We start from the raw sequence: 15,438 nt of genomic DNA on the forward strand, positions 1-15,438 counted from the left end.
AACATGTTACAGAAAAGCGGATTCGCATCGCTACCAGCCGCAGGAATACCCTGCTCGACACAAATCGGAACGTGTTCTAGTCTCTGGTGTAAGCCCGCTGAGTAAGTCTGGCCCAGGAGGCAAACTTAAGTGACGTCCATTCAACAACGCGACGCGCAGTCGGTTCTGGCCGGCATCGACGATCTGCTGCCGCGGATTTCCGAGCGTGCGCAGGCGACGGAGGATTTGCGGCGGCTGCCCGACGAGACCGTTCAGGAGCTGCAGGAGATCGGGTTCTTCACCCTGCTGCAGCCCGAGCAGTGGGGCGGCCTGCAATGCGATCCGGGCCTGTTCTACGAGGCCGTGCGGCGGCTGGCCAGCGCGTGCGGTTCCACCGGTTGGGTGAGCTCGATCATCGGCGTGCACAACTGGCATCTGGCGCTGTTCGACCAGCAGGCCCAGGAGGAAGTGTGGGGCGACGACCCGAACGTGCGGGTCTCGTCGTCGTACGCGCCGATGGGCGCCGGCGTGGTGGCCGATGGCGGATATCTGGTCAACGGTTCCTGGAACTGGTCGTCGGGATGCGACCACGCCACGTGGGCCTTCCTCGGCGGTCCGGTGATCAAGGACGGCCGACCGGTCGACTTCGGCAGCTTCTTGATCCCGCGCAGTGAGTACCGCATCGACGACGTGTGGCACGTCGTGGGCCTGCGCGGCACCGGCAGCAACACGGTGGTGGTCAAGGACGTCTTCGTCCCCCGGCACCGGTTCCTGTCCTACAAGGCGATGAACGACGGCACCGCCGGCGGGTATCAGACCAACACCGCCCCCGTTTACAAAATGCCTTGGGGCACAATGCATCCCACCACCATTTCCGCACCGATCGTCGGCATGGCCTACGGCGCGTACGACGCGCACGTGGAGCACCAGGGAAAGCGGGTGCGCGCGGCGTTCGCCGGGGAGAAGGCCAAGGACGACCCGTTCGCCAAGGTGCGCATCGCCGAGGCGGCCAGCGACATCGACGCGGCGTGGCGCCAGTTGAGCGGCAACGTGGCCGACGAATACGCGTTGCTGTCCGCGGGCAAGGAGATCCCCTTCGAGCTGCGCGCCCGCGCCCGGCGCGACCAGGTGCGGGCGACCGGGCGGGCGATCGCTTCCATCGACCGGCTGTTCGAGGCTTCGGGCGCCACCGCGCTGGCCAACGACCAACCGGTGCAACGGTTCTGGCGTGACGCACACGCGGGCCGGGTGCACGCGGCCAACGACCCCGAGCGGGCTTACCAGATCTTCGGGAACAACGAGTTCGGGTTGCCGCCGGGCGACACGATGGTCTAGCAATGACGGCCACAACGGGGGAATTGACGTTCGAGTCGACCTCGCGCTTCGCCGAAGTCGACGTCGACGGACCGCTGAAGCTGCACTATCACGAGGCCGGGGTCGGCAACGAGACGACCGTGGTGCTGCTACACGGCGGCGGTCCCGGCGCGGCGAGCTGGACGAACTTCGCGCGAAACATTCCGGTGCTAGCGCAGCGCTTTCACGTGCTCGCCGTCGATCAGCCCGGCTACGGGCTCTCCGACAAGCGCGCCGAACACGGGCAGTTCAACCACTACGCCGCGCGGGCGCTCAAGGGGCTGTTCGACCAGCTGGGATTGGGACGCGTTCCGCTGGTAGGTAATTCGCTGGGTGGGGGCACCGCGGTCCGGTTCGCCCTCGACTACCCGGACCGGGCCGGCCGGCTGGTGCTGATGGGGCCCGGGGGGCTGAGCATCAACCTGTTCGCTCCCGATCCGACCGAGGGCGTCAAACGGCTGGGGAAGTTCTCTGCTCAGCCGACCCGGGAAAACCTCGAGGCGTTCCTGCGGGTCATGGTCTACGACCAGAAGCTGATCACGCCCGAGCTGATCGACGAGCGGTTCGCGCTGGCCAGCACGCCGGAGTCGCTCACCGCGACCCGGGCGATGGGAATGTCGTTCGCGGGGGCCGATTTCGAGCTCGGCATGATGTGGCGCGAGGTGCACCGGCTGCGCCAGCCGGTGCTGTTGATCTGGGGCCGCGAGGACCGGGTCAACCCGCTGGACGGCGCGCTGGTCGCGCTGAAGACCATTCCGCGTGCGCAGCTCCACGTTTTCGGGCAGTGTGGGCACTGGGCGCAGGTGGAGAAGTTCGACGAGTTCAACAAGTTGACCGTTGATTTCCTGGGAGGTGCGTGATGAGCATCCGTTCGCTGGGCTATCTGCGCATCGAGGCCACCGACATGGCGGCCTGGCGTGAATACGGCCTGAAGGTGCTCGGCATGGTCGAGGGCCAAGGCGACACCGAGGGCGCGCTGTATTTGCGTATGGACGACTTCCCGGCCCGGCTGGTGATCGTGCCGGGCGAGCGGGATCACCTCATGGAGGCGGGCTGGGAATGCGCCAACTCCGAAGGACTGCAAGAGATTCGGAATCGGCTCGACGTCGAGGGCGTCCCCTACAAGGAGGCCACCGCCGCCCAGCTGGCGGATCGGCGGGTCGCCGAGATGATCCGGTTCGCCGACCCGTCCGGCAACTGCCTGGAAGTGTTCCACGGGGTCGCGCTGGAGCACCGGCGCGTGGTCAGCCCGTACGGGCACACGTTCGTCACCGGCGAGCAGGGTCTGGGACACGTGGTGTTGTCCACCCGCGACGACGACGAGGCGTTGCACTTCTACCGGGACGTGCTCGGCTTCAAGCTGCGTGACTCGATGCGGATGCCCCCGCAGGTGGTCGGCCGGCCCGCGGATGGCGCGCCCGCGTGGCTGCGCTTCTTCGGCTGCAACCCGCGCCATCACAGCCTGGCCTTCCTGCCGCTGCCGACGCCCAGTGGCATCGTGCACCTGATGATGGAGGTCGAGAACGCCGACGACGTGGGTCTGTGCCTGGACCGGGCGCTGCGCCGCAAGGTGCCCATGTCGGCCACCCTGGGCCGCCACGTCAACGACCTCATGCTGTCCTTCTACATGAAGACGCCCGGCGGGTTCGACGTCGAATTCGGTTGTGAGGGACGGCAAGTGGAGGATGACGACTGGGTGGCCCGGGAAAGCACCGCTGTAAGTTTGTGGGGCCATGACTTCACGGTCGGCGCCCGCGGGTAGTCATGTCGGCGCCGATCGATCCGCGGGCCTTCCGGCAGGTGCTGGGCCAGTTCTGCACCGGCATCACGATCATCACCACGGTGCACGACGATGTCCCGATCGGCTTTGCCTGCCAGTCTTTCGCGGCCCTGTCGCTGGATCCGCCGCTGGTGTTGTTCTGCCCGACCAAGGTGTCGCGATCCTGGCAGGCCATTGAGGCCAGCGGCCGGTTCTGCGTCAACGTGCTGACCGAGAAGCAAAAGCACGTCTCCGCGCGCTTCGGCTCGAAGGAAGCGGACAAGTTCGCCGGAATCGACTGGCACGCCTCGGAACTCGGTTCACCGATCATCGGCGGGTCGCTGGCCTACATCGACTGCACGGTGGCCTCCGTGCACGACGGTGGCGACCATTTCGTGGTATTCGGCGCTGTGCAGTCGCTGTCGGAGGCACCCAAGATCAAGCCGCGCCCGCTGCTGTTCTATCGCGGGGAATACACCGGGATCGAACCGGACAAGACGACGCCGGCGCAGTGGCGCGACGACCTGGAGGCGTTTCTCACCGCCACCACACAGGACACCTGGCTCTAGGGCGTCCCGCGGTACGTTTCGTGCCGCATGGCCTGGACGTCCGTCGCCGGATCGTTCGCCTCCGAGGACCACGCCGCGTTGGGATCGTCCTGCTTGCCGGCCCGCTTCGCGTCGGCTTCGGGGTGCAGTGCGTCGGCGCGCTTCAACTGCTCCTGCAGTTGCTCTCTTGACGCCGCGACCTCGCTCTGATGGTTGGCCGCCCGCTCCTGCAGCCGAGCGGCCTCCGCCGCCTTGGCCTCCGCCTCGGCTTGGGCGGCGCGGGCCTTGGCGGCCGTCTCCTGGGCGAGGGCTTCGCGGCGTTCGACCTTCGCCGTCTCAAGCTTGGCCTGTTCGCGAATCTCCTGCGCCTGCCGTTGCCGCCGACGACCCCGCATCCTGGTGACCGCGACGAGGACGACGAGAATCACCAGGACCGCCGCGGCGGCGACCACGATCCAAATAGCGCTGCTGTTCATCATGGGCTCCCATCAGATCGGTTTTCGGCTCGCGCTGGGCGCTGGCTCGTAGTGGGATCCCCCTATCTGGCGCAAGTAAAACAACCGCCTGGATCGGGCGGGCTCCGGCCGGGTGACCTGGGCCGCTATCCGGCCGCGCCGGCCTTGTCGCGCTGTTCCTCAGTGCCTACCGGCGCGCCCGCGACCTTGCCGCTGAAACGAATCGTCGGGGGTGACCCGAAAGACGGGGTAGTGAGCGGCGATACGCGCGAATTCGGTCACCGGTGCGTCGCCGCCGAGCGGAAGGTGGGGGCGCGCTCCGGGAGCAATCGCGAGGTAGCGGCGCAAGATTGGTGCGCGGTCCTCGGCGGCCACCTCGACCAGGTGCACCGGTTCGGCGCGCCTTCGTCGCAGGACGGCCCGCCCGTCGGCGGCGCGAACATTGCGCACCCAGTTCGCCTCTTCGCCGAGCATCGACACCAGGTAGCGCCTGCCGTCGTGATCGACGACGACCACCGGGACCGCGACCACTCGCCCGGACCGCCTGCCCCGTACCTCGAGGGTCATCGCCCGCGACGGGGACGCGAGACCCGCCGAATACTGCAGCGCGGAGAGCCGGTTCATCACCCTCGCCGCGAAGCGCGGTCTCCCACCCCGATACATCCATCGCTTGGCGCCGTACAGCCAGTCGACGGCTCGTCGCCGGTTCATCCCCGCGCGCTCATGGGCGGCCGTTACATGAAGTCCAGCGCCTCGACCGTCGCGATCGGGCCCTCGTGGGTCGGGCGGTTCGCGCCGCCGATGCAGTAGACGGTATTGCCGACCGTCGCCACCACCTCGGCGTGCCTCGCGGTGGGCATCGGGGTCAGGGTGCTCCACTTGGCGTTGGCAATGTCGTACATCTCGACGACGTTGAGCACCATCGTCGGTTCCTCGCCACCGACCACCACGATGCGGCCGTCGATGTAGGTCGCGCCGTAGCTTCCCCGCGGGGTCGGCATGCCCACCAATTTGGTCCAGGAGCCCGATCCGGGATCGAACCGTTCGTTGGCCGAGGAGTTCTTGTCGGCGGAGAGGAACCTGCCGCCGATCGCGTACACGTAGGTGCCGTCCGATACCGCGGCCAGGTGTTCGCGGGGGGTCGGCATGTCGGCGGCGTCCTTCCACGAATTGCCGTCGAAGACCTCGGTCTGCGGGACGAGCTGTTTGGCGTTCTGCCCGCCCACCGCGACCAGTTTGTCGCCCACCACGGCGGCGGCCGGCGCGGCGCGCGGGTGCGTGAGATGGGGTAGCTCAACCCAATTGCCGCCGCGCAGCGCGAATACCTTGTCGGACGCGTCGGCGAGCTGATCGCTCGCCCCGCCGAGCACCACCACCTCGCCGCGGTAGGTCGCCGCGGCCGCGTGGTGCAGCGGGATGGGCAACGGCGGCCCGGTCTGCCAAACGCCGGTGTGCGGGTCGTAGCTCTCGACGGTCTGCAACGCGGTGCCGTTCCGCAGGCCCCCGAGGATCCAGATCTTGTCGTCCTGCACGGCCCAGGCCATCATCAGCCGGGGGGTCGGCGCGTCCGGGAGCGAGCGCCACTGCGACGCCGGCTGGATCCGCCGGGCGGGCAGCTTCAGCGCTTCCGCCGACGAGGTGAGCTGGCCGTCGCCGACGGCGGTCGATCCGCCGATGGCGTAGACGGACTTCTCCACCGCGTCGACGGCCATGCCGTGCCGCGGGGTCGCCATGTCGGGCAATCCGGACCACGTCTTGGTCATCAGGTCGAACGCCGAAACGCTCTTGAGCACCTGCCCCGCCGACACGCCGCCGGCGGCGACCAGGCGCCCGTCGACGATCGCCACGCCGAGGTCGCTGCGCGGCTGGGTCAGCGGCGGCAGCGGCGCCCAACCCTTCGCGGCCGGGTCGTAGGCCTCCACCGTCGGCAGATCGGCAGTCCCATTGGTGCCGCCGACCGCGTACACCAGCTTCCCGTCGGAGGCCGCCGCCAGCATCTGCCGCGGGGTCGGGATTTGCGCACCGAGGGTCCAGGCGTTGCCGTCGAACACCTCGGTGGTGTTCAGCAGCGCGCCGGACGCGTCGACACCGCCCGTCACCACCAGTCGGTCACCGACCACGGCCGCCGCCGCGGCGGCTCGGGGCTGCAGCAGGTGCGGAAGCTCCACCCAGTGGCTGTTGATGACCCGCCAAACCTGGTCGGACGCAACGTTTTTGCCGCCGTCGGATTTCCACCCGCCGAGTACGACGGGGTTGCCCTGCCAAGTCACCGCCATCGCGTGAGAGACCGGAACGGGGAGATCGTCGCCGCCCTTCCAGCTGTCGATGACGGGGTCGTAGCCCTCTTGTAGTCCGGTGAGGGCGCCGTCGCTGCGGATCCCGCCGAAGATCCAGATCGTGCCGTCAGCCTGGGTGGTGGCCGCGGCGTCCCGCGAAATCCGGGCGTTGGTGATCGGTTTCCACTGCATGGGCGGCTGCGCAGTCGGTTGCCCGGGGGCGCCATGGGAACCGGCCTTGTTATCGGGTGAAAGCGCGAAATAGACGACGCCGATGACCAGGAGCAGGACCGCCGCCAGCGCGCCGGCGGTCAGCGCGATGCGGTTCCGCTTCTTCCCCGGTTCCGCGAACCACGCGGCAGCCCGGGCCCGGGGGCCCCGTGGGGGGCCCTGGACGCCGCCGTTCGGACCCGGCCACCCGGCGGTACCGGGTGGCCGCATCTTGGGCTGTGTCGCCGACGCGTGCCCGCCGCGTAGCAGGCTGGCCGCCTCCGACAGCTCGGCGGGGCCCGACTGCGGTAACGCGGCGGTCTCCAGCGCGTGTTCGCTCGCGATGTGGGCGCTGATCGCGGAGGTTGGGTCGTCGTGCCCGGTCGGCCCCCGCGTCGGCGGGGGCATGCTCGCGGTGTGCAGGCCGGACGGCCGCGACACGTCGCTGTGCACCCCGGACGGCGCAGCATATGGCGTGTCGGCCGCGGCGGCCGAAGGGCGCCCGGTGATGGCCATCGCGTCGGGTTTCAGACCGTTGGCGCGCTGGGCGGCCTGCAGTTCGCGGCCGAACTCCTCGGCCGACGCGGGCCGCTCGGCCGCGTCGATCGACATCGCCCTCTCGATCGCCGTGCACACCGCGTCCGGGATACCGTCGGGGCGCATGTCAGGAATCCCGGTGGTGCTGATCCGCAGATACTGCGCGATCAGGTCCTCGCCCTTCTTGCGTTCGTGCGCGGCGTTGCCGGCGATGAGCGCGTAAAGCGTGGCGCCCAGTGAATACATGTCGGAAGCCACCGTGGCGGGATTGCCCGTCATCACCTCGGGCGCGGTGAAGTCGATGGTGCCCGAGAAGAACCCGGTCGCCGTCTCGTATCCGCCTTCGATGTGGGCGATCCCGAAATCACTGAGCTGCGGCTCGCCGTAGTCGTTCACGAGGATGTTCGCGGGCTTGATGTCGCGGTGCAGCGTGCCGGTCCGGTGCGCGGTTTCCAGTGCGCCGCAAAGCTTTACGCCGATACGCAGTGCCTCGGGCCAGGCCACCGGCCCCTCCCGGCGCAGCCGAACCGCCAGCGAATCCGCTGAGTGGTAAGGCATCACGATGTACGGCTTACCGGTCGGGGTGACGCCGACCCGCAGGATGTTGACGATGTTCGGATGCCCGGAGAGGCCGCCCATCGCATAGCCCTCGCGAAGGAACCGTTCACGGCTGTCATCGTCGATGTGCGACGGCAACACCTTCACCGCGACACTTCGCCCGAGAGCGGTCTCGTAGCAACAGTAAATGACCCCGGCCCCGCCCCGGGCCACCTGGCGGGCGTCCTCGAATCCCGCGGCCGCCAGCTCCGCGGCGATGCCGCTCGGTACCGGTGCGACACTGTCGGGCCGGGGCTCTTCGGGCATTTGCTGGCCTCAACCCTCCGCGAAATATGTTCTTGGCGAGCTCAAGATTAGCGCTCAGAACATCACGGATGTGCTTTTCCGGCAACCTTCGTTCGCCCGCTGCTGAGCTCGGGCGATGCCCGAGCTCAGGCCTCGATGGTCGGGGGGCCTTCATACGGCCGTTGCAGCGCGGCGAATTCGGGAATGGCGGCCATGGTGAACACAGCCTCCAGCAGCCGAACGGCGTCCGGTGTCTTGAGGGTTCGGGTAAGCACCGGCCCGGAGAACGCGCGGCCGTCGACCGCGATGATCGGGCTGCCGGCCTCGTCGCCCAGCGCATCCTGGCTGGCTTGGTGCGCCTGCTTGACGGCCTCGTCCAAGCCGGAGTCGTCCTGCGCTTCGGCGAGGTGTTCCGCCAGGCCGTTCTCGGCCAGGGCAGCGCGGACGGCGGGGGCGGTCAGGTCCTCCCCGTCCACGTGGATGCGACGGCCGATAGAGGCGTAGAGGCCGGCGAACACTTCCGGCCCCCGCTCGCCGACAGCGGCGGCGAACAGCCGTCCCAACCGCGTCGATCGCTCCATCATGTGTCGCTGTTTGTCGTCGGCGTCCTGACCCTCGTTGAGGACCGCCAGGCTCATCTGCCGCAGGGCAACGGGCGTGTCCGTCGCGTGCCCGGCATCGAGCAGCCAGCGCGCGGTCACCCAGGAGAACGGACAGACGGGGTCGAGATACAGGTCGACATCGGCCACGGGCTCCTCCTTCGATCCAAGGCTTGGGCTACCGAGCGGCATACCCGCTGCCGGCCATCGCATGCCTGCCGATGATCTGGCAGCACAATGGCGTTATGACGCTGAACCTGGGCCAGTACTTCGAACGGATCGGTTACCGCGGAGCCACGGCGCCCGACCTCGAGGTCCTGCAGGCGTTGGTGAGCGCGCACACCAAAGCGATTCCTTTCGAGAACCTCGATCCGGTGATGGGGGTGCCGGTCGACGACCTGGGTCCGGGGGCCCTTGCCCGCAAGCTCGTTGCGCGGGGCCGCGGCGGCTTTTGCTACGAGCACAACGGCTTGATGGGCTACGTGCTCACCGAGCTCGGCTTTCGGGTGCGGCGCCTGGCCGGCCGGGTGGTGTGGATGCGGCCGCCCGACGCGCCGTCACCGCCGCAGACACACACCGTGTTGGCGGTGACGTTCCCCGGCTCCCACGGTTCATACCTGGTCGACGTCGGCTTCGGCGGGCAGACACCCACCTCGCCGCTGCGGATCGAGACCGGCACCGTGCAGCAGACGACGCACGAGCCCTACCGGCTGGAGGACCGCGGCGACGGGCTGGTCCTGCAGGCCCAGGTTCGCGGGGAGTGGCAGCCGCTCTACGAATTCAGCACCCGCACCGCGCCGGACATCGACCTGGCGGTGGGCAGCTGGTACGTCTCGACGCACCCCTCGTCGCATTTCGTCACCGGACTGACGGCCGCGCGCGTCACCGACGACGCCCGGCTGAACCTGGCCGGCCGGAACCTGGCCGTGCACCGCGCCGAAGCCAGCGAGAAGATCCGCCTCGACGACGCCGCCGCGGTGGTGGACACCCTCAGGGATCGGTTCGGCATCAACGTGTCCGACGTCGGCGATCGCGGCGCGCTCGAGGCTCGCCTCGATAAGATCCTGGACGCTTAGATCCAGGACCCGATGCGACGCAGGGCCTCTTCGATGTCGTTCGTAGGCCCGGCGAACGACAGCCGGACGAACGAATCGCCGTGTGTGGTGTCGAAATCGATACCCGGCGCGATGGCAACGCCGGTGTCGCTCAACAGTTTCGAGCAGAACGCGGTCGAGTCGGTGGTGAGTTCGGAGACGTCGGCGTACACGTAGAACGCTCCGTCGGTGGGCGCGAGCCGGTCGATGCCGATCCGGCGCAGCCCGTCGAGCAGCAGTGTGCGATTGGTCGCGTAGTGGTGCAGGTTGTCGTCGGCCTCGGCCGTCGACTCCGGTGTGAAGGCCGCGACCGCGGCGAGCTGTGACAGCACCGGCGGGCAGATGGTGAAGTTGCCGGTCAGGCGATCCACGGCGCGCAGCAGTGCGGGCGGTACCAGCATCCAGCCCAGCCGCCAGCCCGTCATCGCGTAGTACTTGGAAAAGCTGTTGACCACCACCGCGTCTCGCGATGTCTGCCAGGCGCAGCTGGTCTGCGGCGCCCCCTCGTAGATCAGGCCGTGGTAAACCTCGTCGCTGATCAGCCGAACCCCGGACGCCTCGCACCACGAGGCGATCGCGGCCAGCTCGGCCGGCGCTATCACGGTCCCGGTGGGATTGGCCGGGCTGGCGACGATCACGCCGTGCGGTGGCGGATCCAGTCGTTCGAGCATCTGCACGGTGGGCTGGAAACGGGTTTGCGGTCCGCACGGGATCTCGACCACCTCGCACCCCAAGGCGGACAGGATGTTTCGGTAGCACGGGTAGCCGGGGCTGGCCAGCGCCACCCGGTCGCCCGCATCGAAGCACGCCAGGAATGCGAGCAGGAATCCGCCGGACGAGCCGGTGGTCAACACCACCTCGCCGGGTTCGACCCGAAGCCCGTGCTGGCGTAGATAATCCGTCGCTATCGCCGCGCGCAGCTCCGGAATGCCCAGTGTGACGGTGTAACCCAGCTCGTTCACGTGCAGGGCGGCCGCCGCCGCGGCGCGCACCGGCTCGGGCGCTCCTACGCTCGGCTGGCCCGCCGACAGGTTCACCAGGTCGCCGTGGCTGCGCTGGCGCTCGGCGGCGGCCAGCCACACGTCCATCACGTAGAACGGCGGGATCGCGGCGCGTCGCGCGACATGGTCGTTCACGACGGTTCGAGCACCTCGGATTCCAGTCGTGCGAGGACTTCCCGCGTTGTGCTGAGCAGGTGGGCGCTGCCGTGGGCGCGCTTGAAGTACAGGTGCATGTCGTGTTCCCAGGTGATCGCGATCCCGCCGTGCAACTGGATGCCTTCGGCGGCCGCGCTGAACAGCGCCTCGGTGGCGGCCAGCCGCGCGGTCCCCGCATTCGTCGGGGTGGGATCGTCGCAGGCTTCGGCCACCACCGCCTTTGCCGCGGCGATCATGACGTACAGATCGGCCATCCGGTGTTTGAGCGCCTGGAAGCTGCCGATGGGCCGGCCGAACTGCACCCTGTTCTTGGCGTATTCGACGGTCAATTCGAGGCAGCGTTCGGCGGCGCCGATCTGCTCGGCCGCGAGCAGGATGGCCGCGGTGTCGGCGAGGCCGGGGTCGGCGCCGACCGCTTCGGTGTCTTCGGGCGTGACGCGCGCGAGCCGCCGGGTCGGGTCCATGGTGACGGCCGGCTCCGCGGTGAAGCGGGTCCACCGGGCCAGCCGCCCGTCGGTGGCGGCGACGACGACGTCGGCGGTGTCCCCATTGACGACGTAGTCGGCGTCGAAAACCAGCGCGCCGATCGAGGTGCCCTCGGCGAGGCCGCCCAGCGTCTCGGCATCGGGCTCCGGCGCGCTCAGCAGTGCCAGCTCCGCCAGCGTGGTGCCCAGCAGCGGTGAGGGCACCAGCGCCCGGCCCAGCTCCTGCAAAACGGTTGCAGCGTCGGCCAATTCGCCGCCCGCGCCGCCCAGCTCCTCGGGGATGACCAGAGCGGCGGCCCCGACCTGCTCACAGAGCATCCGCCACAGCGACTCGTCGTAACCGCGCTCGGAGTCCATCGCGGCGCGCACCGCCGCCGGGTTGGCGTGCTTGGCCACCAACGCCGCGACGGTCTCCCGCAGCATCTCCCGTTCTTCGTTCACGGTCACAGCGCCTCCAGCACTCGCCGCCGATGCGCCTCGGGAGTGCCCCATGCCGAACGCAATGCTTGCACGCGCAGCAACCAAAGCGACAGGTCGTGTTCCTGCGTGAAGCCGATCGCCCCGTGGGTCTGCAACGCGGATCGCGCCGCCAGGAGGCCCGCCTCGGACGCGGCCGCCTTGGCCGCGCTGACGTCGCGGGGCTCCATCGACAGCGCCGCGCCGTAGAGCAGCGGCCTGGCGAGTTCGATCGCGATGTGCACGTCGGCGAGCTTGTGCTTGATCGCCTGATAGGACCCGATCACCCGGCCGAACTGCGCGCGCTGCTTGGCGTAGTCGACGGTGTCGCGTAGCAGCGCCTCGGCCGCGCCGACCAGCTGCGCAGCGGTGGCCAGCGCGCCGAACTCGAAGGCGCGCAGCGCATCCGCCCGCCAGGGTTGTCCGGTGGCGGTCACGTCGTAGAGGGGCCGGCTCGGATCGACCGACTCGTGTCGGTCACCGGCCGCGGCTTCGCTGGCCCCGTCGTCGGTGGCCAACAGCACCAGTCCGGCGGAGTCGGCGTCCACCGCGCGGGGTGCGTGCGGCGGGAAGGCGACCGTGGCGACGAGCTCACCGGAGGCCAGCCTCGCGCACCGTTCGTCAGAGGCGAGCAAAACCGGTGCGACGGCGATGGATTCGGCCACCGGCCCGGGCACACACCAGCGTCCGAGGCGTTCGAGCGCTACCACCAGGTCCACCGGGTGCGCCTCGATGCCGTCGAACTTCTCCGGAACCGCCAGGGCGGTGACGCCGAGGTCGGCCAGCTGCTCCCACACCTTGCGGCCGGGCGCGGTGTCGCCGGCGGACCAGGCGCGGATCGCACCGGGCAGGTCGGCCGCGCCGAGCGCGGCATCGATACTGGCCGCGAAGTCGCGTTGCTGTTCGTCTAGCGCAAATTTCACTTCTTGCCCCCGGACTTCTCGCGGGGCAGGCCCAGCAGCCGCTCCGAGATGATGTTGCGCTGAATCTCGTTGGTGCCGGCGTAGATCGGCCCGCCCAGGGCGAACAGCAGGCCGTCCGTCCAACTGCCGGCGAGCTCGCCGTCGGCGGCGAGGATGTCCAGCGCGGTCTGGTGCAGGTCGACGTCGAGGTCGGACCAGAACACCTTGGTCACCGACGACTCGGCGCCGAGCTCACCGCCGTCGGCCAGCCGGGTGACCGTGCCGAAGGTCTGCAGCCGGTAGGCCTGCGCCTTGATCCAGCCATCGGCCACCCGGTCGGCGAACGCGGGCGGTGAGCCGCTGTCCTTCCACAGACGCACCAGTCGCTCGGCGGTCGCCAGGAAGCGCGCCGGGCTGCGCAGCGACATGCCCCGCTCGTTGCTCGACGTGCTCATGGCCGCCCGCCAACCGTCGTTCGGCGTACCGATCACGTCGTGATCGGGCACGAACACGTCGTCGAGGAAGATCTCGCCGAATCCGGTATCGCCGCCCAACTGCACGATGGGCCGCACGGTGACGCCCTTGGCCAACAGGTCGAACATGACGTAGGTCAGGCCGTTGTGCCGCTCGGCTTCCGGGTCCGACCGGAACAGCCCGAAGCCCATCTCGGCGAACGGCGCCCGCGAACTCCAGATCTTCTGCCCGTTGAGCAGCCAGCCTCCGTCGGTCTTGGTCGCGGTGGATCGCAGCGAGGCCAGGTCGCTGCCGGACTCCGGCTCCGACCATGCTTGCGCCCAGATCTGTTCGCCGCTAGCCATTTTCGGCAGGATGCGGTCCATCTGTTCTTGGGTGCCGTGCGCGAACAACGTCGGGGCCAGCATCGAGGTGCCGTTGGCGCTGGCCCGGCCCGGGGCGCCGGCGCGAAAATACTCCTCCTCGAACACCACCCAATGCAACAGCGGAGCATCGCGACCACCGTACTTCTTCGGCCAGGTGATCACCGACAGCCCGGCGTCGAACAGCACACGGTCCCAGTGCCGGTGCTGCGCGAAACCCTCTGCGTTGTCATAGGACTTCGTCGGGATCGCCTCGGCGTTGGCGGACATGAATTCACGGACCTCGGCCGCAAACGCCAGGGTCTCCTCGTCTAACTCCAGATCCATTCAGGCCAGCTCTCGCAGTTGTGGTTTGACCACCTTGCCGCCCGGATTGCGCGGCAACGCGTCGACGAACAGCACCGAACGTGGTGCCTTGAAGTTCGCCAAATGTTCACGGGTATAAGCGATCACGGATTGCTCGTCGAGGTCGGCGCCGGGCCTGGGCACGACGAAGGCCCGGCCGACCTCGCCGAGGCGCTCGTCGGGGATCCCGATCACCGCGGCGTCGGCCACCCCCGTCATCCGCGCGAGCACCTGCTCGACCTCGGCGGGGTAGACGTTGAAGCCGCCGCAGATGTACATGTCCTTGAGCCGGTCGGTGATGCGCAGGTTACCGGCGTCGTCGATGGCGCCGATGTCACCGGTGTGCAGCCAACCGTCGGCATCGATGGCCGCCGCCGTGGCCTCCGGGTCGTCGAGGTAGCCCAGCATCACATTCGGCCCGCGCAGCAACACCTCGCCCGCCTCTGCGGGAGCGCTTGAGTCGATCCGCAATTCGAAGTCGGCGAACGGGCGCCCGCAGGTGGTGGCGACGGTGACCGCGTCGTCGTCGGCGCGGCACATCGTGCCCATCCCGTTGGCTTCGGTGAGTCCGTACGCCGTCAGCACGATGTCGATGTCGAGTTCGGACTGCATGCGCTCCACCAGCACCACGGGCACGGTGGCCGCCCCCGTCACCGCGAACCGCAGCGAACTGAGGTCGTAGTCGTCGCGCCGCGGATGGTCCAGCAGGGTCTGGTAGATCGTGGGCGGTCCCGGTAACACCGTGATGCGGTGCCGCTCGATCGCCTGCAGCGCGCGCAGCGGGTCGAAGGTCAGGTGCGGAATCAGCGTCGCGCCGGTCTGCAGGCAGGCCAGGATGCCCGCCTTGTAGCCGAAGTTGTGGAAGAACGGGTTGATGCACAGGTAGCGGTCGTCGCTGGTGATCTTGCCGTTGGCCGCCCATGACGCCGAGGCCGACAGCGACTGCCGGTGCGCGCACAGCACCCCTTTGCTGCGGCCGGTGGTGCCCGAGGTGAACAGGATGTCGCTGACGTCGTCCGGGGTGACGGTGGCGGCGCGGGTGGCGACCGCCTCGAGGTCGGTGCCGCGCGTGATGAAGTCGTCCCACGTCCCTGGAACGGGATCGTCGGCCTCGATCGGAATCCGGACGATGTGCCGCAGTGCGGGCAAGGCACTCCGATCCAGGTCGGCGATGCGATCGTGGCCCAGGAAGCTGCCCATGCCGAACAGCACGGGTGCCCCGGTGCGGGCCAGGATGTCGGCGGCTTCCTCGGCGGTATAGCGGGTGTTCAGGGGCACCATTGCGGCGCCGGCGTGGTGAATGGCCAGGCAGGCGACCACCCAGTGCCAGGTGTTGGGCGACCAGATGGCCACCCGGTCGCCCGCCCGCACGCCGAGGTTGATCAGCGCGGCGGCGGCGCGGTGCACCTCGTCGCGCAGGGCGGCCGCCGTGAACGACCGCGTGTCGGTGATCAACGCGTCGTGGTCGGGAAACCGACTCGCAAAACGGTCCAGCGCCGCGGGAATGGTGCGGACATCGCCGGTCATCGAGACTGCTCCTACCTGGATTGCTCGGTTCCTCCCTGGCGTGCATCGTCACCGAGCCGACAAAGCAAGTGCTTGGT

The 15,438-nt window shown here is 68.9% G+C and carries 14 protein-coding genes; 5 read left to right on the forward strand and 9 right to left on the reverse strand.

Going from position 1 to position 15,438, the window contains the following annotated elements:
- Positions 1-129 precede the first annotated feature (129 nt).
- The 4 genes from hsaA to hsaB are packed head-to-tail and all read left to right on the forward strand — an operon-like array spanning position 130 to position 3,660.
- Positions 130-1,314, forward strand: a complete 1,185-nt coding sequence (gene hsaA, locus A5695_RS26295; RefSeq protein ID WP_068089604.1) for a 3-hydroxy-9,10-secoandrosta-1,3,5(10)-triene-9,17-dione monooxygenase oxygenase subunit — start codon at positions 130-132, stop codon at positions 1,312-1,314.
- A 2-nt stretch (positions 1,315-1,316) separates the two neighbouring features.
- Positions 1,317-2,192, forward strand: a complete 876-nt coding sequence (gene hsaD, locus A5695_RS26300) for a 4,5:9,10-diseco-3-hydroxy-5,9,17-trioxoandrosta-1(10),2-diene-4-oate hydrolase (RefSeq protein ID WP_068089606.1) — start codon at positions 1,317-1,319, stop codon at positions 2,190-2,192.
- Positions 2,192-3,094 carry an iron-dependent extradiol dioxygenase HsaC gene (gene hsaC / locus A5695_RS26305; RefSeq protein ID WP_068089609.1) on the forward strand — a complete coding sequence of 301 codons (903 nt, stop codon included), beginning with the start codon at positions 2,192-2,194 and terminating at the stop codon, positions 3,092-3,094. Before hsaD ends, hsaC begins: the two co-directional genes overlap by 1 nt.
- A 2-nt stretch (positions 3,095-3,096) precedes the next feature.
- Positions 3,097-3,660, forward strand: coding sequence for a 3-hydroxy-9,10-secoandrosta-1,3,5(10)-triene-9,17-dione monooxygenase reductase subunit (gene hsaB, locus A5695_RS26310; RefSeq protein ID WP_068089612.1), 564 nt, complete (start codon positions 3,097-3,099; stop codon positions 3,658-3,660).
- On the opposite strand, the gene A5695_RS26315 is transcribed toward hsaB, so the two are convergent.
- From A5695_RS26315 to A5695_RS26330, 4 genes are all read right to left on the reverse strand, one after another.
- Positions 3,657-4,115 (reverse strand): hypothetical protein, encoded by a 459-nt coding sequence (locus A5695_RS26315; protein ID WP_231974989.1) that lies wholly within the window; start codon positions 4,113-4,115, stop codon positions 3,657-3,659. The two genes, hsaB and A5695_RS26315, sit on opposite strands and share 4 nt — an antisense overlap.
- A 159-nt stretch (positions 4,116-4,274) precedes the next feature.
- Positions 4,275-4,805, reverse strand: coding sequence for a nitroreductase/quinone reductase family protein (locus A5695_RS26320; RefSeq protein WP_068089618.1), 531 nt, complete (start codon positions 4,803-4,805; stop codon positions 4,275-4,277).
- Positions 4,806-4,828: 23 nt separating this feature from the next.
- Positions 4,829-7,981, reverse strand: a complete 3,153-nt coding sequence (locus A5695_RS26325) for a serine/threonine-protein kinase (RefSeq protein WP_068089621.1) — start codon at positions 7,979-7,981, stop codon at positions 4,829-4,831.
- Between the two features lie 125 nt (positions 7,982-8,106).
- The gene (locus A5695_RS26330; protein ID WP_068089624.1) at positions 8,107-8,709 is read right to left on the reverse strand and encodes a DsbA family protein; all 603 of its coding nucleotides are present in this window, start codon (positions 8,707-8,709) and stop codon (positions 8,107-8,109) included.
- 95 nt (positions 8,710-8,804) lie between these two features.
- On the opposite strand from A5695_RS26330, the gene A5695_RS26335 reads away from it, so the two are divergent.
- Positions 8,805-9,635, forward strand: a complete 831-nt coding sequence (locus tag A5695_RS26335; RefSeq protein ID WP_068089799.1) for an arylamine N-acetyltransferase — start codon at positions 8,805-8,807, stop codon at positions 9,633-9,635.
- On the opposite strand, the gene A5695_RS26340 is transcribed toward A5695_RS26335, so the two are convergent.
- Genes A5695_RS26340 through fadD3 form a run of 5 tightly spaced genes read right to left on the reverse strand, consistent with a single transcriptional unit; the run spans position 9,632 to position 15,361 of the window.
- Positions 9,632-10,789, reverse strand: a complete 1,158-nt coding sequence (locus A5695_RS26340) for a pyridoxal phosphate-dependent aminotransferase (RefSeq protein ID WP_068089627.1) — start codon at positions 10,787-10,789, stop codon at positions 9,632-9,634. The two genes, A5695_RS26335 and A5695_RS26340, sit on opposite strands and share 4 nt — an antisense overlap.
- Complete coding sequence (locus A5695_RS26345) at positions 10,786-11,742, reverse strand: acyl-CoA dehydrogenase family protein (protein ID WP_156749865.1); 957 nt, start codon at positions 11,740-11,742, stop codon at positions 10,786-10,788. The genes A5695_RS26340 and A5695_RS26345 overlap by 4 nt, the downstream gene beginning before the upstream one ends.
- Positions 11,739-12,674 (reverse strand): acyl-CoA dehydrogenase family protein, encoded by a 936-nt coding sequence (locus tag A5695_RS26350; RefSeq protein WP_068089630.1) that lies wholly within the window; start codon positions 12,672-12,674, stop codon positions 11,739-11,741. The genes A5695_RS26345 and A5695_RS26350 overlap by 4 nt, the downstream gene beginning before the upstream one ends.
- Complete coding sequence (locus tag A5695_RS26355; protein WP_068089633.1) at positions 12,671-13,816, reverse strand: acyl-CoA dehydrogenase family protein; 1,146 nt, start codon at positions 13,814-13,816, stop codon at positions 12,671-12,673. The genes A5695_RS26350 and A5695_RS26355 overlap by 4 nt, the downstream gene beginning before the upstream one ends.
- Positions 13,817-15,361, reverse strand: coding sequence for a 3-((3aS,4S,7aS)-7a-methyl-1,5-dioxo-octahydro-1H-inden-4-yl)propanoate--CoA ligase FadD3 (gene fadD3, locus A5695_RS26360; RefSeq protein WP_068089636.1), 1,545 nt, complete (start codon positions 15,359-15,361; stop codon positions 13,817-13,819).
- Between the last annotated feature and the right edge of the window lie 77 nt (positions 15,362-15,438).

The organism is Mycobacterium sp. E1747 (assembly GCF_001667775.1).
In the GTDB taxonomy this organism is placed as follows: domain Bacteria; phylum Actinomycetota; class Actinomycetes; order Mycobacteriales; family Mycobacteriaceae; genus Mycobacterium.

Bases quoted from the DNA above. Each gene is read 5' to 3' on its own strand.
- hsaD (WP_068089606.1), top strand. From the start codon at position 1,317: ATGACGGCCACAACGGGGGAATTGACGTTCGAGTCGACCTCGCGCTTC.
- hsaC (WP_068089609.1), top strand. From the start codon at position 2,192: ATGAGCATCCGTTCGCTGGGCTATCTGCGCATCGAGGCCACCGACATG.
- hsaB (WP_068089612.1), top strand. From the start codon at position 3,097: ATGTCGGCGCCGATCGATCCGCGGGCCTTCCGGCAGGTGCTGGGCCAG.
- A5695_RS26315 (WP_231974989.1), bottom strand. From the start codon at position 4,115: ATGAACAGCAGCGCTATTTGGATCGTGGTCGCCGCCGCGGCGGTCCTG.
- A5695_RS26320 (WP_068089618.1), bottom strand. From the start codon at position 4,805: ATGAACCGGCGACGAGCCGTCGACTGGCTGTACGGCGCCAAGCGATGG.
- A5695_RS26325 (WP_068089621.1), bottom strand. From the start codon at position 7,981: ATGCCCGAAGAGCCCCGGCCCGACAGTGTCGCACCGGTACCGAGCGGC.
- A5695_RS26335 (WP_068089799.1), top strand. From the start codon at position 8,805: ATGACGCTGAACCTGGGCCAGTACTTCGAACGGATCGGTTACCGCGGA.
- A5695_RS26355 (WP_068089633.1), bottom strand. From the start codon at position 13,816: ATGGATCTGGAGTTAGACGAGGAGACCCTGGCGTTTGCGGCCGAGGTC.
- fadD3 (WP_068089636.1), bottom strand. From the start codon at position 15,361: ATGACCGGCGATGTCCGCACCATTCCCGCGGCGCTGGACCGTTTTGCG.